At 72.2% G+C, this 23,402-nt stretch carries 21 protein-coding genes and 1 riboswitch; of the genes, 14 read left to right on the top strand and 7 right to left on the bottom strand.

Going from position 1 to position 23,402, the window contains the following annotated elements; genetic code table 11:
- Nucleotides 1-209 precede the first annotated feature (209 nt).
- The 5 genes from ABZX90_RS24115 (at nt 210) to ABZX90_RS24095 (ending at nt 4,541) form a co-directional block, all read left to right on the top strand.
- On the top strand, nt 210-860 hold the full coding sequence (locus ABZX90_RS24115) for a class I SAM-dependent methyltransferase (protein WP_355207861.1): 651 nt from the start codon (nt 210-212) through the stop codon (nt 858-860).
- Nucleotides 861-882: 22 nt separating this feature from the next.
- Entirely contained in the window at nt 883-1,857 is a 975-nt protein-coding gene (locus tag ABZX90_RS24110) for an N-acetylmuramoyl-L-alanine amidase (RefSeq protein WP_351121879.1), read from the top strand.
- 173 nt (nt 1,858-2,030) lie between these two features.
- Nucleotides 2,031-2,879: a hypothetical protein gene (locus ABZX90_RS24105; protein ID WP_355207858.1), complete on the top strand. Its 849-nt coding sequence runs from the start codon at nt 2,031-2,033 to the stop codon at nt 2,877-2,879.
- A 114-nt stretch (nt 2,880-2,993) separates the two neighbouring features.
- On the top strand, nt 2,994-4,004 hold the full coding sequence (locus tag ABZX90_RS24100) for an LLM class F420-dependent oxidoreductase (protein ID WP_355207855.1): 1,011 nt from the start codon (nt 2,994-2,996) through the stop codon (nt 4,002-4,004).
- Nucleotides 4,005-4,247: 243 nt separating this feature from the next.
- Nucleotides 4,248-4,541 (top strand): hypothetical protein, encoded by a 294-nt coding sequence (locus ABZX90_RS24095; RefSeq protein WP_351121871.1) that lies wholly within the window; start codon nt 4,248-4,250, stop codon nt 4,539-4,541.
- A gap of 67 nt (nt 4,542-4,608) precedes the next feature.
- Here ABZX90_RS24095 and ABZX90_RS24090 read toward each other — a convergent pair whose 3' ends face one another.
- The 3 genes from ABZX90_RS24090 to ABZX90_RS24080 are packed head-to-tail and all read right to left on the bottom strand — an operon-like array spanning nt 4,609 to nt 7,918.
- Entirely contained in the window at nt 4,609-5,691 is a 1,083-nt protein-coding gene (locus ABZX90_RS24090) for a prenyltransferase/squalene oxidase repeat-containing protein (protein ID WP_355207852.1), read from the bottom strand.
- Nucleotides 5,688-6,449, bottom strand: a complete 762-nt coding sequence (locus tag ABZX90_RS24085) for a class I SAM-dependent methyltransferase (RefSeq protein ID WP_355207850.1) — start codon at nt 6,447-6,449, stop codon at nt 5,688-5,690. Before ABZX90_RS24085 ends, ABZX90_RS24090 begins: the two co-directional genes overlap by 4 nt.
- Nucleotides 6,443-7,918 carry a glycosyltransferase family 4 protein gene (locus tag ABZX90_RS24080; protein WP_355207847.1) on the bottom strand — a complete coding sequence of 492 codons (1,476 nt, stop codon included), beginning with the start codon at nt 7,916-7,918 and terminating at the stop codon, nt 6,443-6,445. The genes ABZX90_RS24085 and ABZX90_RS24080 overlap by 7 nt, the downstream gene beginning before the upstream one ends.
- 240 nt (nt 7,919-8,158) lie before the next feature.
- Between ABZX90_RS24080 and ABZX90_RS24075 the strand changes: the two genes are divergently transcribed.
- Nucleotides 8,159-8,860, top strand: coding sequence for a TetR family transcriptional regulator (locus tag ABZX90_RS24075; RefSeq protein WP_351121860.1), 702 nt, complete (start codon nt 8,159-8,161; stop codon nt 8,858-8,860).
- A gap of 10 nt (nt 8,861-8,870) precedes the next feature.
- Here the strand turns inward: ABZX90_RS24075 and ABZX90_RS24070 are convergent, their stop codons facing one another.
- Nucleotides 8,871-9,104, bottom strand: a complete 234-nt coding sequence (locus tag ABZX90_RS24070; protein ID WP_351121858.1) for a ferredoxin — start codon at nt 9,102-9,104, stop codon at nt 8,871-8,873.
- 2 nt (nt 9,105-9,106) lie between these two features.
- On the bottom strand, nt 9,107-10,564 hold the full coding sequence (locus tag ABZX90_RS24065) for an aldehyde dehydrogenase (protein WP_351121856.1): 1,458 nt from the start codon (nt 10,562-10,564) through the stop codon (nt 9,107-9,109).
- A gap of 193 nt (nt 10,565-10,757) precedes the next feature.
- Here ABZX90_RS24065 and ABZX90_RS24060 point away from each other — a divergent pair, with 193 nt between their 5' ends.
- Entirely contained in the window at nt 10,758-11,837 is a 1,080-nt protein-coding gene (locus ABZX90_RS24060) for an MBL fold metallo-hydrolase (protein ID WP_355207842.1), read from the top strand.
- Between the two features lie 120 nt (nt 11,838-11,957).
- On the opposite strand, the gene ABZX90_RS24055 is transcribed toward ABZX90_RS24060, so the two are convergent.
- Entirely contained in the window at nt 11,958-14,030 is a 2,073-nt protein-coding gene (locus tag ABZX90_RS24055) for a hypothetical protein (RefSeq protein WP_355207839.1), read from the bottom strand.
- Between the two features lie 160 nt (nt 14,031-14,190).
- On the opposite strand from ABZX90_RS24055, the gene ABZX90_RS24050 reads away from it, so the two are divergent.
- Nucleotides 14,191-15,387 carry a PP2C family protein-serine/threonine phosphatase gene (locus ABZX90_RS24050; RefSeq protein ID WP_355207836.1) on the top strand — a complete coding sequence of 399 codons (1,197 nt, stop codon included), beginning with the start codon at nt 14,191-14,193 and terminating at the stop codon, nt 15,385-15,387.
- A gap of 32 nt (nt 15,388-15,419) precedes the next feature.
- Here ABZX90_RS24050 and ABZX90_RS24045 read toward each other — a convergent pair whose 3' ends face one another.
- Entirely contained in the window at nt 15,420-16,082 is a 663-nt protein-coding gene (locus ABZX90_RS24045; RefSeq protein WP_351121844.1) for a phosphotransferase, read from the bottom strand.
- A gap of 165 nt (nt 16,083-16,247) precedes the next feature.
- Nucleotides 16,248-16,311, top strand: a riboswitch (cobalamin riboswitch).
- A gap of 130 nt (nt 16,312-16,441) precedes the next feature.
- Between ABZX90_RS24045 and ABZX90_RS24040 the strand changes: the two genes are divergently transcribed.
- From ABZX90_RS24040 to ABZX90_RS24015, 6 genes are all read left to right on the top strand, one after another.
- Nucleotides 16,442-17,677 carry a prenyltransferase/squalene oxidase repeat-containing protein gene (locus ABZX90_RS24040; protein WP_351121842.1) on the top strand — a complete coding sequence of 412 codons (1,236 nt, stop codon included), beginning with the start codon at nt 16,442-16,444 and terminating at the stop codon, nt 17,675-17,677.
- Nucleotides 17,674-18,330, top strand: a complete 657-nt coding sequence (locus tag ABZX90_RS24035; RefSeq protein WP_355207832.1) for an SCO2322 family protein — start codon at nt 17,674-17,676, stop codon at nt 18,328-18,330. Before ABZX90_RS24040 ends, ABZX90_RS24035 begins: the two co-directional genes overlap by 4 nt.
- A 10-nt stretch (nt 18,331-18,340) precedes the next feature.
- Nucleotides 18,341-19,669, top strand: a complete 1,329-nt coding sequence (locus tag ABZX90_RS24030) for an energy-coupling factor transporter transmembrane component T (RefSeq protein ID WP_355207829.1) — start codon at nt 18,341-18,343, stop codon at nt 19,667-19,669.
- Complete coding sequence (locus ABZX90_RS24025; protein ID WP_355207826.1) at nt 19,666-21,429, top strand: ATP-binding cassette domain-containing protein; 1,764 nt, start codon at nt 19,666-19,668, stop codon at nt 21,427-21,429. Before ABZX90_RS24030 ends, ABZX90_RS24025 begins: the two co-directional genes overlap by 4 nt.
- Complete coding sequence (locus ABZX90_RS24020; protein ID WP_351121831.1) at nt 21,426-22,286, top strand: ECF transporter S component; 861 nt, start codon at nt 21,426-21,428, stop codon at nt 22,284-22,286. Before ABZX90_RS24025 ends, ABZX90_RS24020 begins: the two co-directional genes overlap by 4 nt.
- A 375-nt stretch (nt 22,287-22,661) precedes the next feature.
- Entirely contained in the window at nt 22,662-23,081 is a 420-nt protein-coding gene (locus ABZX90_RS24015) for a transglycosylase SLT domain-containing protein (protein WP_351121829.1), read from the top strand.
- Nucleotides 23,082-23,402 lie beyond the last annotated feature (321 nt).

The following is a 23,402-nucleotide window of genomic DNA, read 5'->3' as shown; positions in this document are numbered from 1 at the left end:
CATTCACACCCTCGCCGCCCACGCGGCGGGGGTGTGGTGCACCATGGGGCGGCCAGGGAGCCGTACACCCGGTTCGTTCGCACCGGATGTTCGCGCCCGACGCACGCACCCGGCGCACGCACCGGATGTCCGAGCCGCCCACCGTTCGTGCCGGATGTCCGCACACCGCTGTTCGCGCACCGCTGTTCGCACCCGATGGAGGAGACCCCATGCCCGCGGCACCCAAGCCCGAGATCCTCGCCGCCTTCGAGGCCGCGAAGGGGTTCATGCCCAGGGGTGAGGGACTCGCGCTGTACGAGGCCGCCGTCGAGGCCGGACGGCTCGGGCTGCCCCTCCTGGAGGTAGGCACCTACTGCGGCCGCTCCACGATCCTGCTGGCCGACGCGGCCCGCGGGGCCGGGGTGACCGCGATCACGGTCGACCATCACCGGGGCAGCGAGGAGCAGCAGCCGGGCTGGGAGTACCACGACCCGTCCACGGTGGACCCGGAGATCGGCCTCATGGACACGCTCCCCACCTTCCGCCGCACCCTCCACCGGGCGGGCCTGGAGGACCATGTGGTCGCGCTGGTCGGCCGTTCCCCGCAGATCGCCGCCTTCTGGCGCACGCCCCTCGGTCTCGTCTTCATCGACGGCGGCCACACCGACGAGCACGCGAGCGGCGACTACGAGGGCTGGGCACCCCATGTCGCCGAGGGCGGCCTCCTCGTCATCCACGACGTGTTCCCGGACCCCGTCGACGAGTTCACCGGCCAGGCCCCCTACCGCGTCTACCTCCGGGCCCTGGAATCCGGCGCGTTCACCGAGGTCGCGGTGAGCGACTCGATGCGTGTCCTGCGGCGAACCGGAGCAGGGATCTGAGCAGCCGGTTAGAGTCGCTGACGTGTCGTACGTAGGTCCTGACTTCGATCCGCCCCAGCCGCGCCGCTCCCGGCGCGGACCTCTCACCGTCGCGCTCGCCGCGCTCGTACCGGGCGCACTGGCCGGGTGGCTGGTGTGGCAGGCCGTGGGAGACGATTCGGGGGGCGGGTCCGACCGGGCCGTTCCCGGGTCGTCGTCCTCCGCGCCCGGCTCCGCCTCCCCCTCCGCGCAGGGGTCCGCCTCGACGACGGACGACGGCAAGCCGAGTTCGTCGTCGGCCCCGACGCCCTCCTCCTCGTCCTCTTCCGGGCCCGCCGCCTCCGGCTCCCTCAAGGGCAAGGTCGTCGTCATCGACCCGGGGCACAACCCGAACAACTTCCAGCACGCGTCCGAGATCAACCGCAAGGTGGACATCGGCACGAACTGGAAGGAGTGCGACACGACCGGCACGTCGACCAACGCGGGTTACACGGAAGCCCGGTTCACCCTCGACGTCGCGCACCGGATGCGGAAGATCCTCGAACAGCAGGGCGCCACGGTGAAGTTCACCCAGGACGGCGACCGGTCCTGGGGCCCCTGCGTCGACGAGCGGGCCCGCATCGGCAACACGGCGCACGCGGACGCGGTCGTCTCCCTCCACGCCGACGGATCGGCGGCGGGCAACCGCGGTTTCCACGTGATCCTCCCGGCGTCGGTGCACGCGCACGCCGCCGACACCCGCCCGATCGTCGCCGCATCCCGCGATCTGGGCGAGCGCGTCGCCGGCCTGTTCGTCCGTGAGACGGGCAGCGCGCCCTCCAACTACGTCGGTGACGGCACGGGACTGGTGGTCCGAAAGGATCTCGGTGGTCTCAATCTGTCAACGGTTCCCAAGGTGTTCATCGAGTGCGGCAACATGCGCGATAGCAAGGACGCTGCGCTGCTGACCAGTAGCGCTTGGCGGCAGAAGGCGGCACGGGGGATCTCTGAGGGAATCGTGAGTTTCCTGCACGGGTAGTGATCTACGGACCGAACCCGGCGGACACCCGGATCGTACGGACGATAGTGTCGTCCGTACGATAAAGGGCCACCCCCGCGCTTCACACCGAGTCCCGACGGCGGCACCATGACGGCGACACGGCGAACAGCGATGCCTCCATCGACGACGAGACGACTGACGAAGGACCTGAAGTGAATATCCGCTCCCTCACTCGAGGCGACGGCGTGGTGATCGGAGCAGCGGTGTTGCTGTTCATCGCGTCGTTCCTGCACACGTTCGACGCCGACGGCACCAACGCCCCCAACGCCTGGGACAACCTGGGCCTGGTGATGAGCATGTACGTGGGTGGCATCGCCGGTGCGGCTCTGATCGTCGTCTCCCGCGCGCTTCCGCAGCCGCGCAAGGTCATCGGACTCGACCTCGGTCAGCTCGGTGTCGCGCTCACGCTGTTCGCGGTCTGGACCGCGTTCTGGACGATCGTCGATCCCCTGGGCCCGTACAGCGACTCCAACTTCGGAGACGTCGGCGCGGGAGCCGGTCTGATCCTCGGCCTCATCGGCACCCTGGTGCTCGCCGGTGGCGCGATCGCCACCCCGCTGGTCCCGGCCCTGAGCGCCGCCCTCGTCGGCGCCCCCAAGCCCCCCACCCCCCAGCCCTACGGCGGTCAGCCGCAGGGTGGTTACGGGTACCCGGGGGCCTCGCAGCCGGGGCAGCTGGGTCAGCCCGGTCAGCAGCCCTACGGTGCTCAGCCCTCGCAGCCCTCGCAGCCTTCGCAGCCGGGGCAGCCGTTCGGTGCGCAGCCGAGCCAGCCGCCGGCCCCGCAGACGCAGCAGCCCGCTCAGGACTTCTCGCCGTTCTGGTTCGCCGTGCCGGTGGCGCGCCCGCTGTTCTCGGAGGACGGCACGCAGGCGCCGATCGCCGAACTGGCGCCGGGCACCTGGTACCTGGCCGTCGAGCAACGTGGTGCGACCCTGGTGGCGCAGACGCAGGACGGCCGTCGCGGTGTGCTTCAGGACACCTCGGGGATCCAGCGCGGCTGACCCTCTCATCGCCGTAGCGCCGGCCCCTCGCCCTTTCCGGCGGGGGGCCGTTGTCGTACAGTCGCAGCACCCCGCGAACTGACGGACCGTCAGGCACCGGCTTCTGGAGGCGACATGCGGCTCGGTCTCGCGCTCGGCTACTGGGGGCGCGGCCCCTCGGCGGACCATGTGCCGCTCGCCCAGGAGGCGGAGCGGCTCGGCTACCACTCGGTGTGGACCGCCGAGTCGTGGGGCTCGGACGCGTTCACCCCTCTCACCTGGATCGCCGCGCGGACCACGCGCATCCGACTCGGCACGGCGATCGCGCAGATGGCCGCCCGCTCCCCCACCACCACCGCGATGCACGCGCTCACCCTCGACCATCTCTCCGGCGGGCGCATGATGCTGGGGCTCGGTCTGTCGGGGCCTCAGGTCGTCGAGGGCTGGTACGGGCGGCCGTTCCCGAAGTCGCCGCTGACCGCGACCCGGGAGTACGTCGATGTCGTACGCCAGGTCCTCCGGCGCGAGGGGCCGGTCGAGCTCGACGGGCGCTTCCACTCCCACCCGTACCGGGGCGCCGACGGCACGGGACTCGGCAAGGCGCTGAAGCCGATCACGCACCCGCTCCGGGCCGAACTGCCCGTCCTGCTCGGCGCCGAGGGCCCGAAGAACATCGCGCAGACGACCCGGATCGCGGACGGCTGGCTGCCGCTGTACTGGTCGCCGACGCGTCCGCAGGCGTACGAGGCTTCGCTCGCCGACCTGCCCGACGGCTTCCTCGTGGCGCCGATGGCCCGCGCGCACGTCTGCGACGACCTCGCCGAAGGCCTGCTGCCGGTCAAGGCGATGCTCGGCTTCTACATCGGCGGAATGGGGCACGCGGCCCGCAACTTCCACGCCGATCTGATGGCCCGGATGGGCTTCGAGGAGGAGGCCCGCAGGATCCAGCGGCTGTTCCTCGAAGGGCGCCGCGAGGAGGCCGTCATGGCCGTCCCGGACGCCTTCGCGGACGAGATCTCGCTCGTCGGACCGCGTGAACGCATCGCCGAGCGGCTGGAGTTGTGGCGCAAGGGACCGGTGACCGACCTGCTGGTCCTGTCCCCGGATCCCCACACACTGCGTGTACTGGCCGAGCTGAACTCCTAGGACCTGTCCGGTCGTACGGCCGCCTGACCGAAAGTACATCCCTACAGGCGCCGGACCGCAGCACGGCCTTACCGGCGCCGGGCTAGAGCACGGCCTCACCGGCGCCCGACCGGAGCACAGCCGTGCCGGCGGACCGGTCGGCCCGCACTCGTGGACGCTGCAGCCTCACCCGGCTCGGGCGGCCGCACCACCCCGGCGAACCCGTTCGGGTTTCATCCAGGACTGACGGGCAACCCGCTGGACATGTCCCCTCGATATCGCAACGGCTCGAATCAGGCGGGGACGGTCATCGCGATCGTCGCGGATGTTATGGCCGTCATCCTCGGTCTCTGGATTCTGATGTACCTGCTCGACGCCAACCCCGGCAACGACCTCGTGCAGTTCATCCACGACGTGGCAAGCTGGCTGGCCGGCTGGTCGCGTGATCTGTTCACCTTCGACGAGCAGTGGGCGCGCGTCGTCGCCGGCTACGGTCTCGCCGCCGTCGTCTACCTGTTCGTGGGCCACGCGGTGGCCAACCGCATGCACCGGCACTGACGGCCCCGTCCGCCCGGACGGCCTGGAGCGCCCGGAAGATCCGGACGGTCCAGGCGGTCGGGGCGGTTCAGCGGGTCTGCGCGCAGCAGTCGGGTTCCAGGCCGGTCGGAAGGCGCTCGCCGCCGAAAACCGCGCAGGTGGGCTCGTCGCCGCCCAGCGCGGCGACCGCCAGCAGCAGGGAGCCCGCCGTCCAGGCGGTGAGCTCCTCGGGCCAGATGGCCCGGTCCTCGAAGACGTAGCCCGTCCAGTACAGACCGGTCTTCGGGTCGCGCAGGTGCTGGATGGACTGGAGGATCTCCAGGGCACGGTCGGACTCGCCCACCGCCCACAGGGCGAGGGCGAGTTCGGCCGATTCGCCACCGGTGACCCACGGGTTGGGGACCACGCAGCGCACCCCGAAGCCGGGTACCACGAAGCGGTCCCAGCCCTCTTCGATACGGGACTTGGCCTCGACGCCCGTCAACGCGCCGCCGAGTACCGGGTAGTACCAGTCCATGGAGTAGCGGTCCTTGTCGAGGAACCGCTCCGGGTGCAGCCGGATCGCGTGGCGCAGTGCGCCGGCCGCCAACTCCCAGTCGGGCTGCGGCTCTTCACGCTGTTCGGCGATGGCGAGCGCGCAGCGCAGCGCGTGGTGGACCGACGAACTCCCGGTCAGCAGCGCGTCGGAGACCGCGGTCCCGTCGTCCTCGCGCTTCCAGCCGATCTGCCCGCCGGGCTGCTGGAGCCGCAGCACGAACTCGATGGCCGCGTAGACGGTGGGCCACAGGCGGTCCAGGAACACGTCGTCGCCGGTCGCCAGGTAGTGGTGCCAGACGCCCACCGCGACGTAGGCGCAGAAGTTGGACTCGCGGCTGCGGTCGGTGACGTCCTCGAAGTCCCCGTCGGCGTAGGCCGCGTACCAGGATCCGTCCTCGTTCTGATGCCGTGCCAGCCACGCGTAGGCCCGCTCGGCGGCCTCGTGCTCGCCGGCCGCGTCGAGTGCCATGGCGGCCTCGGTGTGGTCCCACGGGTCGAGGTGGTGGCCACGGAACCACGGAATGGCTCCGTCGGGGCGCTGCACCCCGAGGATGCCGCGCACCGTGGCGGTGGCCTCCTCTGCGGTGAGGACCCCGGGCAGGACGAGGTGTTCTGTCCGCCGGGGAGTGGTCACGTGGCGTCCGCCTCGGCGGTCGTCGCGGAGGCGGCGAGCTCCGGCAGGTGCGGCTTGGTCGCGTACGCCACGAAGCTCTTGCCGATCAGCGGGTTCAGCGCCTGTTCGACGACCCGGGTGGCCAGCGGTTTCTTCATGATGTCCCAGACGAGCAGCTTGTGGTACGCCCGCACGGGCAGCGCCTTGTCGTTGTCGACGCCGAACGCGCACTTCAGCCACCAGTACGGCGAGTGCAGCGCGTGCGCGTGGTGGGAGCCGTAGGGCCGGAGCCCGGCCTCGCGGATCTTGCCGAGCAGTTCGTCCGCCTTGTAGATGCGGATGTGACCGCCCTCGACCTCGTGGTAGGCGTCGGACAGCGTCCAGCAGACCTTCTCCGGCCCGTAGCGCGGCACGGTGATGGCGATGCGGCCGCCCGGCTTGAGCACGCGGACCATCTCGGCGAGGACACCCTTGTCGTCCGGGATGTGCTCCATGACCTCGGAGATGATCACGACGTCGAAGGACTCGTCGGGGAACGGCAGCGCGAGCGCGTCGCCCTCCATGGCCGTCGCGGTGGCCCCGGCGGGCGCCTCCCCGGCCTCCTTCATCGCCGCGAACCACTTCGCGACCTCGCGGATCTCCTCGCCGTTCTGGTCCAGCGCCACGACCTGCGCGCCGCGCCGGTAGCACTCGAACGCGTGCCGGCCGGCACCGCATCCGAGGTCCAGAACGCGGTCGCCCGGGGCGAGCGGGAACCGGGAGAAGTCGACGGTCAGCACGTGGCCCTGCTTTCGCGGTTGGCTGCAACTAGTTCTTCGGCGGCGAGAGTCTCGTCCGCGGCCTCGGAGTGGTCGGGGCCCGGGGCCGCCGGGCGGTCGGGGCCCGGCGTCGTGCCGCGCCCGTCGGTGCCGGCGGCGGGGGTCGTCCCGCGCGAGCGGAGCCGGGACGCGGGCAGGGCCATCGCCTCGCGGTAGTGGGCCACCGTGCCCTCGGCCGCCTTGGCCCAGGTGAATCGCGCGAGGACGCGCTCACGCCCGGCGGAGCCGAGCCGCGCCCGGAGTTGGGGGTCGCCGAGGAGCCGGATCAGGGCCGCGGCCAGCGCCCCCGAGTCGCCCGGCGGGACCGCGAGGCAGGTCTCGCCGTCGGGGCCCGCGACCTCCGGGATCGCTCCGCCGGTGGTGGCCACCAGGGGCGTCCCCGTGGCCATCGCCTCGGCGGCGGGCAACGAGAAGCCCTCGTACAGGGAGGGCACGCAGGCGACTTCGGCCGAGCGGACGAGGTCGACGAGCTCGGCGTCGGAGATGCCCTTGACGAACTCGACGGCGCCGTCGAGGCCGTACCGCTCGATGGCCTGGGCGACCGGCCCGTCCTCGGCGCGCCTGCCGACGACGACGAGGTGCGCGCCCGGGTGTTCGGTGCGCACCTTCGCGAGCGCCTCGACGAGGAACACCAGGCCCTTGAGCGGCACGTCCGCGCTGGACGTGGTGACGATGCGGCCCGGCACCTGGCGTACGGACGGATCCGGCGAGAAGAGGTCGGTGTCCGCGCCGATGTGGACGACGTGGATGCGGTCCCGCTCGACGCGCAGGTGGTCGACGATCTCCTGGCGGGAGGTGCCGGAGACGGTGAGCACGGACGGCAGGCGGCGCGCGACGCGCTTCTGCATGCGGGTGAAGGCGTACCAGCGGCGGACGGACGCGCGGCGCTGCCAGCCCTCGGCGGCGTCCAGTTCGAGCTGCCGGTCGACGGTGATGGGGTGGTGGATGGTGGTCACCAGCGGGGCGCCGACATCCCCCAGCAGGCCGTAACCGAGTGTCTGGTTGTCGTGGACGACGTCGAAGTCGCCGCGCCGGGCCCGCAGATGGCGGCGGGCGCGCAGCGAGAAGGTCAGCGGCTCGGGGAAGCCGCCGGTCCACATCGTGCCGACTTCGAGGGCGTCGACCCAGTCCCGGTACTCGCCCCGCGCAGGGGTGCGAAAGGGGTCGGGCTGGCGGTACAGGTCGAGGCTGGGCAGCTCGGTGAGGCTCAGCTCGGGAAGGCCCTCGTCGAGCACGGGGTAGGGCTGGGAGCCGATGACCTCGACGCGGTGACCGAGTCGGGCGAGTTCGCGCGAGAGGTGCCGTACGTACACACCCTGGCCGCCGCAGAACGGGTTTCCCTTGTACGTGAGGAGCGCGATCCGCAGGGGTTGGTCCCCGTCGGCTGCCGCGCCCTTTCCGGGGCCCGCCTCCATGGCCTCAGCGGTCACTTCCGGCCCCCTTCTGCCTGCACTGTCCCGCGAGATTACGCCGGGACGCTAATCTAGAACAAGTTTCAGACTTGATCGTTCAAGGAGCACTGAATCTACCGGCAGGTAGCGCCACTGTGAGCGGTGGATCAGGTGATTCACGCCACGACGGCGCGGCGGGATCGGCTGGTCCGCACGGTGGTGTCACACCCTGTCGTGCCGGTTCGTCGCTCCCTCTCGCTGATGTCACGGAACGGACCCATGCCTGCGGAAGCCAAGGCGGACTCGAAGACCGCGCGACCGGCGCCGGGGGCCAGCACGCCCGCCGCGCCTTCCACGACCGCGCGCTCCACCCCGCACCCCATGTCGCAGCCCGCCTCGCCCCCGCTCACCGAGCGGCAGGAGGCGCGCCGTCGCCGGATCCTGCACGCCAGCGCGCAGCTGGCCAGCCGGGGCGGCTTCGACGCCGTGCAGATGCGCGAGGTCGCGGAGTCGTCGCAGGTCGCTCTCGGCACGCTGTACCGCTACTTCCCCTCGAAGGTGCATCTGCTCGTCGCCACGATGCAGGACCAGCTGGAGCACATGCACGGCACGCTCCGCAAGAAGCCGCCGACCGGGGACACGGCCGCGGAGCGGGTGGCGGAAACGCTGATGCGGGCGTTCCGTGCCCTCCAGCGCGAGCCTCACCTGGCCGACGCCATGGTCCGCGCGCTGACCTTCGCGGACCGCAGTGTCAGCCCCGAGGTCGACCAGGTCTCGCGGCAGACCACCGTGATCATCCTGGACGCGATGGGCCTCGACGACCCGACGCCGGCCCAGCTCTCCGCCGTCCGCGTCATCGAGCACACCTGGCACTCGGCCCTGATCACCTGGCTCTCCGGCCGCGCCTCGATCGCCCAGGTCAAGATAGACATCGAGACGGTGTGCCGCCTGATCGACCTGACCGACCCGAAGGGCCCGTAGAGTCCCACGCCTATTCCTCCGGCGGGAACACCGGCTCGCCGCTGGCCAGCAGGGAGATCATGACGGCCTCGACCGGGCAGCCCTCGGCCGCTTCGAGGATCTTCTCGTTGGCGTCGGTCTCCGGTTCGACCGGGTGGGACTGCATGCCGGCGTCGAGACGGAAGGCGTCCGGGGCGTGGTGGACACACTGGGCGGAGCCGATGCAGACGGAGCGGTCGACCTCGACCTGCCAGCGGTCGCCCATCCTCACGCCTCCCAGCCGGCCGGCAGGTGGATCATCTTGTGCTCCAGGAACTCGCCGTAGCCCTCGGGCCCGAACTCCCGTCCCAGGCCGGAGTTCTTGTAGCCGCCGAACGGTCCCATCATGTCGAGGCTGAAGGTGTTGACCGAGTAGGTGCCGGTACGGACCTGGCGGGCGATGTCGATGCCGTGGGCGACGTCCGCCGTCCACACGCTGCCGCTCAGCCCGTAGTCGGAGTCGTTGGCGATCTTGACGGCCTCGGTCTCGTCGCCGTAGGGGAGCAGACAGATCACCGGGCCGAAGATCTCCTCGCGGGCGATGCGCATCGAGTTGTCGACGTCGCCGAAGAGGGTCGGCTCGACGTACCAGCCGCGGTCGAACCCGTGCGGACGCCCGCCGCCGGCCAGGATCTTGGCGCCCTCCTCCTGACCGATGCGGATGTAGTCGAGGTTGCGCCGCTGCTGCCGCTCGGCGACCAGCGGGCCGACCTGGGTGGCCGGGTCGAGCGGATCGCCGACGACCAGCGCGTTCGCCGCGGCGGCGAAGGCCTCCGCGAACTCGTCGTAGCGCGAGCGCGGTACGAGGATGCGGGTCTGGGCCACGCAGGCCTGGCCGTTGTTCATCCAGGCCGCCGAGACGATCCCGGGGACCGATGTGTCGAGGTCGGCGTCCGGCAGCACCACGGCCGCCGACTTGCCGCCCAACTCGAGTGTCACGCGGGTGAGATGGCGCGCGGCGACCTCCATCACGCGCTTGCCCGCCGCGACCGAGCCGGTGAAGGAGACCTTGTCGATGCCGGGGTGTCCGACCAGGTACTCGCTGACCTCGCGGTCCGCCGGGAGGATCGACAGCACCCCGTCGGGCAGCCCGGCCTCCTTTGCGATCTCACCCAACAGGTAGGCGTCCAGGGGTGATTCGGGCGACGGCTTCAGTACGACGGTGCAGCCGGTCAGCAGCGCGGGCGCGAGCTTGGCCGCCGCCACGAACTGCGGGACGTTCCACGGCACCACGGCCGCCACCACGCCCACCGGCTCACGGCGGACGAGGAGCTTGCCGAGGACTCCGTCGCGCTTCTCCTCGTACGGGTAGCCGCGCGCGACCGTGATCGCCGTGTCCCACACCATCATCGCGCCGAGGGCCTGCGCGAGGACGCTCCAGGAGTAGGGGGAGCCGTTCTCGGAGGAGATGACACGGGCGATCTCCTCGTGGCGTACGGCGATCGCGTCCTTGATCCGCGTCACGACCGCGATCCGCTCGTCGAGGCTCATACGCGGCCAGGGCCCCTCGTCGAACGCCTCGCGCGCCGCGGCGACGGCCCGGTCGACGTCCGCCGCCGAGGCGTGCGGCACCCGGCCGATGACCTCCTCGGTGTGCGGCGAGATCACCTCGATGACGTCCTTGCCCAGCGGGTCGGTCAACTCCCCGCCGATGAACAGCTGTCCGTGTTCCACGAGTTCGGTCATGGCCGACTGCCTCCAAGGACGCTCTCTGCCACCGCTTCTGACGCTTCATCAGATACGAGAACTGATACCAGTTCCCGCCGGATGAGTCCACGGAAAGGACGCGGCCGTCCACGCGGACAGAACAGTCGACTTGGGCTCCCATTGGAACTCGTTCTAGTTATAGTGGCGAGAACTCGGCGATGGGTGGAAGCGCATGACGCAGGTGACCGATCACGGCGGGGGCGTACGGTCGATCAGGGTCCCCATCCCGAACAACCCGCTGGGCCACACGCTGGTGTACCTGGTCGACACCGACGCGGGGCCCGTGCTCATCGACACGGGCTGGGACGACCCGACGTCCTGGGACACCCTCGTCGAGGGACTCACCGGCTGCGGAACCTCCGTCGCGGAGATCCACGGCGTGGTCATCACCCACCACCACCCCGATCACCACGGCCTGTCGGGCCGGGTCCGCGAGGCGTCCGGCGCCTGGATCGCGATGCACGCCGCCGACACGGCGCTCGTCCGGCGCACCCGGGAGAGCCCGCCCGAGCGCTGGTTCGCCTACATGGCGGCCAAGTTGGCGGCCTCCGGCGCCCCGGAGGAACACATCGCCCCCCTGCGCGAGGCACGCACGTCCGTACGCCGCCCCAGCACCCTGCCAGGCTTCTCCCCCGCGCTCCCCGACCGCGAGATCGTCCCCGGCGAATTCGTCGACCTGCCCGGCCGCCGGCTGCGCGCCATCTGGACCCCCGGCCACACACCGGGGCACGTGTGCCTCCACCTGGAGGAGAACCACCCGGCCCGACTACCGGGGAACGGACGGCTGTTCTCCGGCGACCACCTGCTGCCGAGGATCACCCCGCACATCGGCCTCTACGAGGACCCGGACACCCACGGGCGTCCCCCCTACGCGAACGGGATCGAGAGCCTCGGGGACATCGCCGATCCGCTCGGCGACTACCTCGACTCCCTGGAGCGCGTCGGCCGTCTCGACCCCGCCGAGGTGCTCCCTGCCCACCAGCACGTGTTCACCGACGCCCCGTCCCGTGTCGCGGAGTTGCTCGCACACCACGAGGAGCGGCTCACCGGCCTGCTCTCCCTCCTCTCCGCCCCGCTCACGCCCTGGCAGCTCGCCGAGCGCATGGAGTGGAACCGCCCCTGGGCCGACATCCCCTACGGATCACGGAACATCGCGGTCTCGGAGGCCGAGGCCCATGTCCGCCGGCTGGTGAAGCTGGGACGGGCGGAGGCGGTGGCGGGCAGCGACCCGGTGACGTACGTGGCGGTGTGACGCGCTCGCCTCCAGCGAGTCGCACGGTAACCGGTGGTTGGTAGCTGGTGGTTGGTAGCTGGTGGTTGGTAGCTGGTGGCTGGTAGCTGGTAGCTGGTAGCTGGTAGCTGGTAGCGCACCTCAGTAGGTGTGGGCCGCGTAGTCCAGCCCCTCCTCGTACGCCATCGTGCGGCCCTCCTCGTACGCCTGCTCGTAGGCCGGGTCGCCGATCTCGCCGCGGACGCGGAGTTCGTGCGAGCGGCGGGTGGCCATCAGGTCGGGCGAGTCCATCTGAGCACGCCCGGTGAGCTCCCACACGCGCTCCCCGATGCCGAGGAGACGGGCGGCACGACGACCGTCGCCCGCCGCGACGACTCCCGCCGCGAGCACGTCGAGGGCCATCGCGGCACCCACGGTGTTGTGCAACAGTGCGTGCCCGGCCAGCGCGGTGCGGGCATTGGCGACGGCCGCGAGGATGTCCCCGCGGACCAGGTCGGTCTGGGCCACGAGGCTGTCGGCGAAGGCCCCCGCCCACGACTCCCCGCACGCCGCGCTCGACGCACGCACCTCCTCCGCCACCGCGCGCGCCCGCTCTTGGTCCCCGCTCAACAGATGCGCGAAGGCCAGCGCCACCCGGACCTGGAGCTGCGCCGCCCCGAACCAGTCCCGCCGGACGGGCAGCCGAGGTGCGCCGGCCAGCACCTGGACCGCCTCGGACAGGCGCCCGCTCAGGGCGAGTTGGCCGCCCCGGAGGTACTTGGCGGCCACCACCGCCACCGGGTCGCCCTGTTCCCGCGCCGCGTCGGCGCAGCGCACCGCCCAGTTGGCCGCGACCTCCAGATCGCCCTGGAGCAGCGCGACCGCACCCCGTGTCCACACCGCGCGTATGCGGTCGGGGCCGGGCGGGGCGCCGTTCACCAGCGCCTGGTCGAGACAGTACTGGGCGTCGCGCAGATAGCCGCAGTGCCGCCAAAGGAAGCCGATGTCGGCCGCCATCGCGAGGGCGACCCGTCCGTCGGGCTCGGTGAGCGCGCAGTCCATGGCCGCGCGGAGATTGGCGTGCTCGGTGAGGACGCGCTCGCACCAGGCCGCCTGGCGTCCGGTGTTCCACTCGGCGCAGCCCTCGCGGGCCAGCCGCCGGTAGTGGTCGCGGTGACGCAGCCGTACGGTGCGTTCCTCACCCAGTGCGCGCAGCCAGTCGGCGCCGAACTCCCGTACGGCGTCGAGGAGTCGGTAGCGGGCGGGGTCGGCGACGTGACGGCGCACGATGGACTGCTCGACGAGCCGGGTGAGCAGGCCGGGGATCTGGTCGGCGGGGAGCGGACCGCCCGCGCAGACGTCGTCGGCGACGCTCGCGCAGAAGTCGCCCGGGAACACGGAGAGTCGGGCCCACAGCAGCCGTTCCAGTGGGGCGCACAGCTCGTGGCTCCAGCCGATGGCCGTCCGCAGGGTCTGGTGGCGGGGCGGCCCCTCGCCCCCTCGCGCGGAGAGCAGGTCGAGCCGGGACGGAAGCCGCGCGCCGAGCAGACCGCGCAACTGGTCCAGGGTGAGTTCGCCGAGCCGGACGGCGGCGAGCTCGATGGCGAGCGAGATACCGTCGAGGCGGCGGCAGACGGCCTCCACGGCGGGGCGGTTGGTGTCGTCGAGGGTGAATCCGCTGCCGGCCGCGCGGTCGGCGAACAGGGCCACCGCGTCGTCGGCGACCGGCAGCGGGTCCAGGCACAGGACGCGTTCACCCGGCAGACCGAGCGGCTCGCGGCTGGTGACGAGGACGTGCAGGCCCGGCAGGAGGGGCAGCAGCTTCTCGACGAAGGCCACGCAGTCCGCGAGGACGTGTTCGCAGGAGTCGAGGACCAGCAACAGCCTTTTGCCCTCGGCCCATTCGGCGACCACTTCGGTGACCGGCCGCGTCGACCGGTCGGAGAGCGGCAGCGTCTCCATGACAGCGAGGCCCACCAGGCCGGCGGTGTGCAGCGGCGAGAGCTCGACCAGCCAGACGCCGTCCGGGTAGGCGCCTTCGATCCGGCCGGCGGCCCGCAGGGCGAGCCGGGTCTTGCCGACCCCTCCGACACCGACCACGCTCACCAGCCGGTCGGTCCCGACACCCGGATCCAGGTCTCGCTCCAGCCGGCCCAGCTCCTCCCGCCGCCCGATGAAGCTCCGCGTGTGGGAAGGCAGATTGCCGGGCCGTCCACCGGTCGTCTTGTCGGACACGCGGACCAGTGTGACCGGATCACGCTCGCGCGATGTCCCGCTCCACCGACTCGGACAAAAAGCCCGCAGCACGACGCCACTTCCGGGCACCTTGCGACGACATGCGATCAACTCTCCGTCGGTGAGGGCGACAGGGGCGTTTTTCGGGGATTGTCGGGTGATGCGCAAGAAGGAGCAGCGGGGCAAACCGATGTCCGCGGACGGCGGAGGGGGTGAGGACGGCCGCGGAGGCGACGGGTACGGCGGCGAAGGCGGCGGGAACGGCCGCGGAAGCCGTGGGACGGGCGAAGGAAGCGGGGGGAACGGCGGCGAAGGCGGCTTCTCGTGGTCGATGCTCGTGCCACCGGCCGCCTGTGCGGCGGTCGCCCTGCCGGATCTGGTGGACGACCGGGTGCCGCCGCTGGTCACGCTGCTGCTGATCGGGCCGTTGCTGGCGTGCGTGCGGTTCGGGGTGCTTCACACCCTGCTGGTCTGCTGCTGGGCGGCGGCGCTGGGGCTCGCGACGGGGCTCGGTGACCGCGGTGCCACCGCCTTCGACTTCGGCGTCCGCTTCGGCGGGCTGCTGCTCGGCTGCGCGGTCACGGTGTACGCCGCCGGCCGGCGCGAGCGCCTGACCACCGCGCTCGCGCGGGCCCGCGAGGTCGCCCGGGTCACCCAGGAGGCGATCCTGCGGCCCATCTCCCGCACGCTGGGCGGCACTCAGGTGTACACCCGCTACCACTGCTCCGCCGACGAGTCTACGGTCGGCGGCGATCTGTACGACATCGCGGTGACCCCGTACGGACTGCGGGTCCTGGTCGGCGACGTACGCGGTCATGGCCTCGACGCCCTCAGGCTGACCGCCGAGACGATCACCGGCTTCCGCGAACTCGCCTATACCGCACCCGCCTTGCCGGCCCTCGCCGCCGGTCTCGACGCCCACCTGACACCGGAGCTGGGGCCGGAGGACTTCGTCACCGCGCTGCTCGTGGAGTTCGCGCCCGGCGAGGTGCGGCTGGTCAACTGCGGTCATCCCGCGCCGCTGCGCTCCGGCCGGAGTGTCGAGTTCCTCGAACCCAAGGTCCCCACAACGCCGTTGGGGCTGCGGCCCGATCCGCACCAGTACCGCGTACGGCTCCAGCCCGGCGACCGGCTGCTCCTCTACACGGACGGCCTGACCGAGGGCCGCGACCCGGACGGCATCGCGTTCCCGCTGCTCGGCGAGGCCGCCCTCGCCCTGCGTGAGCCTCTCGCCGAGGACGCCCTGGACACCCTGCACGCCTCCCTGCTCCGGCACACCGGTGCGCCCCTCGCCGACGATCTCGCCCTGGTGCTGTGCCAGCCGGTGGAGGCCACGGTCCCCGCACACGTGCTGTGACCGCGTCGGCCGGTCGGCCGGTCGGCCTTCGCTCAGTGCAGCAGCCCGCGGATCAACCCGTCGGCCTCGCCCAGGAGTTGGACCTCGCGCGCGCTCATCGTCGGATTGGCCGCCCGGCGCCGCCCCGCCTCCACGAGCCCCTCCTCGGTCACCTGGTCCTCGTTCCCGTCGAGCAGCGCTTCCAGTGTCTCGGCGGCCACGTCCCCGACCGGCTCTCCGCCGACAGCGACCTGGGCGAGGATCACGGCGGACATGGCCCAGTCGAGGCCGGGCGGTCCCTCCTCGGCGTTGGTCCAGTCGATGACCTTCGGGCCGTCCGGGGTCAGCATCACGTTGTCGGGATGCAGATCCAGGTGCAGGACACGGACGCCGGGGTCGGCGGAGAGCCGGGCGGGCACCGCGTGCAGTTTGCGCAGCAGCCGGGCCAGGGTGAGGCCCGCTTCCTGGGCGGAGAGCAGGCCCTGGCCGAACGCCTCCAGCATGGTCGGCCCGGACAGCCTCTCCATCACCAGATCGCCGCGGGTCGCCGCCCGCACACCCGGCACGGGATAGCCGTGCGAGCGCACGTGCTGCATCACCGCCGCCTCGGCCGTCGCGTCGCCCCAGCCCTCGCGGTCCCGCCGCAGCACCCACGCCTCGTCTATCTCGTAGACGTCCGCCGAACGCCCCGAGCCGAGCAGTCTCCCCGTTCGCATGGCCCGAACCTAGCGGATGCCATGGGGATCACAGGGGGTCCCCACCGTGATCCGGGTGATCCCGACGACACCCGCCTGCCGCGCCCCCGACCCGCTCCACAGGCGGCACTCGGGGAATTCCGAGCGGCCGGTAGAGTGAGCGCGTCGTCATCACACCCGTACGAGGAGAAGCCGGTGCAAATCCGGCGCTGACCCGCAACCGTGAGCCACTTCGGTGGTGAGCCGGATCGCCTCGCACGGGACGTGACCGGCTCGTGCCCTCGGCAGCCCGCCGACGGCCGGCACCGTCGAGGGATACGGAGCCGGAGCCGCCCGGATGCCTCGCGCCCGGTGCTGCCCGGCTCCCCGCAGGGAGAGTCATGTTTGTTCGCCGCACCGCAGCGGTACTGGCCGCCACCGCCGTGATCGGGGTCGTCGCACCGTCCGCGTTCGCCGCCGACTCGTCCCCCTCACCGTCGCCTTCGACGGCGATCCCGTCGGGCCTGTACGGCTCCACCGACCCGACCTACGACGGTGTCTGGCGCCAGTCGCTCGCGCTGCTCGCCCAGCACACCGTCGGCGTACGGCCCGCCGCCAAGGCCGTCGACTGGCTGACCGGGCAGCAGTGCGCGAACGGGGCGTTCGCCGCGTACCGCGCCGACGCCGGACTCGCGTGCGACGCCAAGACGCAGGTCGACACCAACAGCACCGCGGCCGCCGTCCAGGCACTCGCCGCGCTCGGCGGGCAGGACGCCGCCACGAGCAGGGCCGTGACCTGGCTCAAGTCCGCGCAGAACAAGGACGGCGGCTGGGGCTACATGGCCGGCGGCGCCAGCGACACCAACTCGACGTCCGTCGTCATCGGCGCGCTGAAGGCGGTCGGCAAGAAGCCCCAGAGCGTCTCCAAGGACGGCAAGTCCCCGTACGACACCCTGGTGAAGCTGTCGAAGGTCTGCGGAGGGGAGGGCGGCGGCGCCTTCGCCTACCAGCCCGACAAGAAGGGCAATCTGGTGGCGAACGCGGACGCGACCGCGGCGGGCGTGGTCGCCGGCATGGGCCAGGGCTTCGTGGCGGAGGCCGGCGAGCCCTTCGACCTGACGGATTGCGTCATCGCCGACACCCCCAACCGGGCGGACGCGGCGGGGAACGGCGCCGACTATCTCGCCAAGGCCCTGGCGAAGACCTCGTACCTGAAGTCCGCCCTCCCTGGCGCCAAGGACCAGCCCGACTACGGCAACACGGCGGACGCGGTCGTGGCCCTTTCGGCCGTCGGTGCGAAGAAGCTCGCGCAGCAGCCGCTCGCCTGGCTGGAGAAGAACTCCGCCGACTGGGCGGCCCAGTCGGGCCCCGCCGCGTACGCGCAGCTGATCTTCGCCGCGCACGCCACCGGCACCGACCCGCGCGACTTCGGCGGCCAGGACCTGGTCGCGAAGCTGAACGCGACGGGCCCGACGCCGAGTGCGGCCGGCGCCTCGGCCACCCCGAGCGAGAAGAAGCACGACGAGAAGGACGACGGCAACGGGCTCGGCGTCTGGTGGATCATCGGCATCGGCCTGGTCGCCGGCATCGGCATCGGCTTCCTGATCAGCGGCCGCAACAAGAAGCAGCAGCTGTGACCACCCGTCGGACGACCGCGCCCGCCCTGGCGCTCACGCTGGCCCTCCTGCTCCTCGTCCTCGGCGGCGCGGGGCAGGCCCAGGCTGTGGGCTACCGCTACTGGTCCTTCTGGGACCTGACCGGCGGGAAGTGGACGTACGCCACCCAGGGCCCGTCCACCGCGCGGCCGTCCGACGGCGATGTCCAGGGCTTCCGCTTCGCGGTGAGCGAGGACTCCCAGCACGCCGTACAGCCGCGCGGGGAGCGGGACTTCGCGGCGATATGCGCCAAGACGCCCGCCCAGCAGGGCACGAAGCGGGTGGCCCTGGTCATCGACGCCGGTACGGCCGCGGACGCGCCGTCCGGCGAGACCCCGCCGCCTTCGCGCACCGCCTGTGCACGCGTCGCCCCCGACGCGAGCACCGCGGAGGCTCTGGCCACGGTCGCCAAGCCCCTGCGCTACGACGCCAACGCGCTGCTGTGCGCCATCACGGGTTATCCGCGAACGGGCTGCGGCGACCCGGTCTCGGCCACCGAGCCGACCGCGTCCGCCCGGCCGCACGCCTCCGAGCCGGCCCACCACGGCCCCTCGGTGGGCCTGCTGGCGGGCGCGGCAGCGGTGGCGGTGCTGGGCGCGGCGGCCGTCTGGCAGGCCCGTCGGCACCGGGGCTGAGGCGCGGATCATGACCAAGGGCGACCGTGAACGCCCCGCCGCCACCGCCGTGGGCCGACGTCCCGCGGAGCGACGGGGGTCCTCCCTCTCCGGCCCGGAAGCCTCCGTGCCCGGCGGGAAGGCCGGGGGAGCAAGCGGCCGGAAGGCCGCGGAGTCGCGCGGCCGGGAGGCCGGGAAAGCGCGCGGCACACGGTCCGCGCCGGGCGCAGGCCCGACGGGGCGACCGTCGCGCGCCCGCGCACCTCGGGCGAACCGTGCGAACGCCCTGCACCCCGGCGCCTGGTGGATCTGGGCCCTGGGGCTCGGCACGGCGGCCTCCCGCACCACGAACCCCCTCCTGCTCGCCCTCCTCATAGGTGTGGCGGGCTTCGTGGTGGCCACCCATCGCACCGACGCCCCCTGGGCCCGCTCCTACACCGCGTTCGTGAAACTGGCCGCGGCCGTCCTCGCCATCCGGCTGGCCTTCGCGGTCTTCCTCGGCTCCCCCATCCCCGGCACCCATGTGATCGTCACGCTGCCCGAAATTCCCCTCCCGCACTGGGCGCAGGGGGTCCGCATCGGCGGCCGGGTCACCGCCGAGGGCCTGCTCTTCGCGCTGTACGACGGCCTGAAGCTGGCCGCGCTCCTCGTCTGCGTCGGCGCGGCGAACGCCCTCGCGAACCCGGCACGCCTGCTCAAGTCACTGCCGGGAGCGCTGTACGAGGCGGGCGTCGCGGTGGTCGTCGCCCTCACCTTCGCCCCGCATCTGATCGCCGACGTCCAGCGGCTGCGCGCCGCGCGCCGGCTCCGCGGCCGCCCCGACCGGGGGCTGCGCGGCCTGCTGCACGTCGGACTCCCGGTCCTGGAGGGCGCGTTGGAACGTTCGGTCGCGCTGGCGGCGGCGATGGACGCACGCGGGTACGGGCGGACGGCGCAGGTCCCGCCCGCCGTCCGCCGGACCACCGGGGCCCTCACCCTGGGCGGTCTGCTCGGCGTCTGCGCGGGCACCTACGGGCTGTTGACCGCCGAGGGCGACACCTACGGCCTGCCGGTCCTGCTGGCCGGCCTCGCCGCGGCGCTCGGCGGCCTGTGGCTGGGCGGCCGCCACTCACCGCGGACGCGGTACCGGCCGGACACCTGGGGCGTACGGGCCTGGCTGGTCGCCGGGTCGGGCGTGGCGGTGGCGGCCCTGATGATCGTCGCCGCATCCTACGACCCCGCCGCACTGAGCCCCGGCGTCATCCCCCTGGTGACCCCCGCCCTCCCTCTCTGGCCGACGGCGGTGGTCATGCTCGGCCTGCTCCCCGCCTTCCTGGCCCCGACCCCCCAGCGAACCCCGGCCCCCGAGGAACCATCGTGATCCGCTTCGAGGATGTCTCCGTGACGTACGCCGGGGCGGCCGAACCCACCGTCCGGGGCGTGGACTTCGAGGTCCCGGAGGGCGAACTGGTGCTGCTCGTCGGCCCGTCCGGGGTCGGCAAGTCGACGGTGCTGGGCGCGGTGAGCGGACTCGTCCCGCACTTCACGGGCGGGACACTGCGCGGCCGGGTGACCGTCGCGGGGCGGGACACCAGAACACACAAGCCGCGCGAACTCGCGGACGTGGTCGGCACGGTCGGCCAGGACCCGCTGTCCCACTTCGTGACGAACACGGTGGAGGACGAACTCGCCTACGGCATGGAGTCGTTGGGCCTGGCGCCGGCGGTGATGCGCCGCCGCGTGGAGGAGACGCTCGACCTCCTCTCCCTGGCCGACCTCCGCGACCGTCCGATCGCCACCCTGTCCGGCGGCCAGCAGCAGCGCGTCGCGATCGGCTCGGTGCTCACCCCGCACCCGAAGGTCCTGGTCCTCGACGAACCCACCTCGGCCCTGGACCCCGCCGCGGCCGAGGAGGTCCTGGCCGTCCTGCAGCGCCTGGTCCACGACCTCGGCACCACGGTCCTCATGGCCGAGCACCGCCTGGAGCGCGTCGTCCAGTACGCCGACCGGATCGCCCTCCTCCCCGCCCCGGGAGCGCCCCTGACGCTCGGCACCCCGTCCGAGATCATGACCGTCTCCCCGGTCTGCCCACCGGTGGTGGAACTGGGCCGCCTGGCCGGCTGGTCCCCGCTCCCCCTGACCGTCCGCGACGCGCGACGCCGGGCGGGACCACTGCGCGAGCGGCTCACCACGACCCCGTCGAAATCCCCCGCAGCCACCCTCCCCCTCCCTCCGGCACCGACGCACCCCACCTCCCCCAGCCCCTCCCTCAGCCCCTCCTCCACAGCCTCCCCATCTCTCTCCCCCTCCTCCCTCTCCCCCCTCTCCCCCTCCTCCCGCTTCTTCCGCCTCCTCCGCAGGCGCACCCCCGACGCCGCCCCTCCCCCGGCCGAAGTGGCCGTCGTCGAGTCGCTGGCCGTGCGGCGCGGGCGCGTCGAGGCGCTCCGCAAGGTCGACCTCACGGCGGGGCCCGGCGAGACCATCGCGCTGATGGGCCGCAACGGAGCCGGGAAGTCGACGCTGCTCGGAGCGCTGGTCGGACTGGTCGAGCCGGCCGCCGGGTCCGTACGGGTAGGCGGGGCGGTCCCGCATCGCACGGCGCCGCGCGACCTCGTACGCCGTGTGGGGCTCGTACCGCAGGAGCCGCGGGATCTGCTGTACGCGGACACGGTGGCCGCCGAGTGCGCGGCGGCCGACGAGGACGCCGGGGCCGAGGCCGGGACCTGCCGGGCCCTGGTGTCCGAGCTGCTGTCGGACATCGCGGACGACACGCACCCCCGTGACCTGTCGGAGGGACAGCGGCTGGCGCTGGCGCTGGCCGTCGTCCTGACGGCCCGCCCCCCGCTGCTGCTCCTCGACGAGCCGACCCGCGGACTCGACTACGCGGCGAAGGCCCGGCTCGTGGCCGTGCTGCGCGGGCTGGCCGCCGAGGGGCACGCCATCGTGCTGGCCACCCACGACGTGGAACTCGCCGCCGACCTCGCCCACCGTGTGGTGATCCTCGCGGACGGTGAGGTGGTCGCCGACGGCCCCACCGCCGAGGTGGTCGTCGCGTCCCCGTCCTTCGCCCCGCAGGTGGCCAAGATCCTGGCCCCCGAGCCGTGGCTCACCGTCGCCCAGGTCAGGAAGGCCCTCGCATGAGCGCCCCCGAAGCCTCCGCCCACCGCCCTCAGGCCCAGTCTCATCCCCAGCCCCAGGCCAGGGCCATCCGCCTCGGCCCGCGTTCCGTCGCCGCCCTGGCCCTGGTCAGCGCCACCGGGACCGCCGGATTCGCCTGGCCGCTGTTCGCGGGGCCCGGCTCACAGGTCAGCGCACACGCCCAGGACGCTCCATGGCTGTTCGCGGGGCTGCTCGTCCTGCTGGTCGCCGTCGTCGCGGCGACGATCTCCGAGTCGGGGCTCGGCCCGAAGGCGGTCGCGATGCTCGGCGTGCTGGCCGCGACCGGCGCGGCGCTGCGCCCGATCGGGGCCGGGACCGCGGGCATCGAGCCGATGTTCTTCCTGATGGTGCTGAGCGGGCGGGTGCTCGGGCCGGGCTTCGGGTTCGTGCTCGGGTCCGTGACGATGTTCGCGTCGGCGTTGCTGACCGGCGGGGTGGGGCCCTGGATGCCCTTCCAGATGCTGGCCATGGGCTGGTTCACGATGGGCGCCGGACTGCTGCCGGGCCCGGACCGGCTGCGCGGGCGCGGAGAACTGCTGATGCTCGCCGGGTACGGCTTCCTCGCCTCCTTCGCGTACGGCACCGTCATGAATCTGGCCGGCTGGCCGTTCATGGACGCGCTGGCCTCGAACGTCGCCTTCGACCCGCACGCCGCCGTCCCCGCCAACCTCGCCCGCTTCCTCGCGTACTGCCTGGCCACGTCCCTCGGCTGGGACCTGGGCCGGGCGGTCGTGACCGTCGTCCTGACCCTGGCGATCGGCACGACCCTCCTCAAGGCGCTGCGCCGGGCCACGCGCCGGGCGGCTTTCGAGAGCCCGGTCACCTTCGACCCCCGGTGATCCGCGACCCACGTCACAACGCCCGGCGGCACTCCGTGGACTTCCCCGCACTGTCCGTCAGGTGCGGGGTGAACCGGGCCACAGGGCCCAGGTCACATACGAAGCGGCTTCGTAGACCCAATGCCATGACATGGACGCGTCGTCATGCCCTCTGACCTGGGGTTTGAGAGCCACGTCACATGAGGGACTTTCACCGCGGATGCGACCACCACTAGTAAAAGAGGTCATTGCGGACGCGCTCCGAGCCTGTTTCTCTGGAGCAGTCGCCAGGCGCCACGAGCCCACACGGGTCGCGGCGCCGACGTACGCCCCATCCACACACCACGTGGTCACGGCCTGCGAGCGACTCCATGTCCCCGAAGAAAAAGGTTCTCCGTGTCCGTCTCCGTCATCCGCCGCATCGTCGCTTCCCCGAAGAAGGCTCTCGCCGGTGCCGCTGTGGCCGCTGCCACCACCGGTATGGTTCTGGCCGCGGCGCCCGCCCAGGCCGCCACGCCCACCGCCGCCTCCTCCGCGAAGTCGATCGCGCACTCGATGATTCCGGACGCCGCGCAGTTCAACGCCTTCAGCAAGATCGTCGAGCACGAGAGCGGCTGGAACGTCAGCGCGACGAACTCCTCGTCCGGCGCGTACGGCCTGGTCCAGGCTCTGCCCGGTTCGAAGATGGCCTCGGCCGGTTCCGACTGGAAGACCAACCCCAAGACCCAGATCAAGTGGGGTCTGGACTACATGAACTCCCGCTACGGCAGCCCGGCCGGCGCCTGGAACTTCTGGCAGGCCAACGGCTGGTACTGATCAGCCCCCAGCCTTACACCACACGCAAAGCGGCAACCCCGTTCCCGGGGCTGCCGCTTTCGTCGTACCCGGACCCCGGCCCGCCCTGGCAGGCCCCCCCCGGTGACGCGGACCCCAGAAGCTCCTTTCGCCCCCTCCACCCTTACCCTTCCCACCCCCTGGGACTCCGCCCCAGACCCCGCTCCTCAAACGCCGGAGGGGCTGGATCTTGCACGGGAGGGGCCGCGCCGGTACATCCCAAATGTCCGTCGCTTACGTTCGGATCGAGCAGCAGTTCGCACAGGTAGCCCACGTCTGATCCAGCGGCGACGGACGGGGATG

The sequence above is a fragment of the Streptomyces sp. NPDC002935 genome, assembly GCF_040611295.1.
Taxonomy (GTDB): domain Bacteria; phylum Actinomycetota; class Actinomycetes; order Streptomycetales; family Streptomycetaceae; genus Streptomyces.
Note: the sequence above shows the minus strand (reverse complement) of the source record. Positions and strands in the feature narration are given on the sequence as shown.

Bases quoted from the DNA above. Each gene is read 5' to 3' on its own strand.
- ABZX90_RS24045 (WP_351121844.1), bottom strand. From the start codon at position 16,082: ATGCGAACGGGGAGACTGCTCGGCTCGGGGCGTTCGGCGGACGTCTAC.
- ABZX90_RS24095 (WP_351121871.1), top strand. From the start codon at position 4,248: ATGTCCCCTCGATATCGCAACGGCTCGAATCAGGCGGGGACGGTCATC.
- ABZX90_RS24100 (WP_355207855.1), top strand. From the start codon at position 2,994: ATGCGGCTCGGTCTCGCGCTCGGCTACTGGGGGCGCGGCCCCTCGGCG.
- ABZX90_RS24050 (WP_355207836.1), top strand. From the start codon at position 14,191: ATGCGCAAGAAGGAGCAGCGGGGCAAACCGATGTCCGCGGACGGCGGA.
- ABZX90_RS24020 (WP_351121831.1), top strand. From the start codon at position 21,426: ATGAGCGCCCCCGAAGCCTCCGCCCACCGCCCTCAGGCCCAGTCTCAT.
- ABZX90_RS24040 (WP_351121842.1), top strand. From the start codon at position 16,442: ATGTTTGTTCGCCGCACCGCAGCGGTACTGGCCGCCACCGCCGTGATC.
- ABZX90_RS24060 (WP_355207842.1), top strand. From the start codon at position 10,758: ATGACGCAGGTGACCGATCACGGCGGGGGCGTACGGTCGATCAGGGTC.
- ABZX90_RS24030 (WP_355207829.1), top strand. From the start codon at position 18,341: ATGACCAAGGGCGACCGTGAACGCCCCGCCGCCACCGCCGTGGGCCGA.
- ABZX90_RS24070 (WP_351121858.1), bottom strand. From the start codon at position 9,104: ATGGGCGACCGCTGGCAGGTCGAGGTCGACCGCTCCGTCTGCATCGGC.
- ABZX90_RS24065 (WP_351121856.1), bottom strand. From the start codon at position 10,564: ATGACCGAACTCGTGGAACACGGACAGCTGTTCATCGGCGGGGAGTTG.
- ABZX90_RS24075 (WP_351121860.1), top strand. From the start codon at position 8,159: ATGCCTGCGGAAGCCAAGGCGGACTCGAAGACCGCGCGACCGGCGCCG.
- ABZX90_RS24115 (WP_355207861.1), top strand. From the start codon at position 210: ATGCCCGCGGCACCCAAGCCCGAGATCCTCGCCGCCTTCGAGGCCGCG.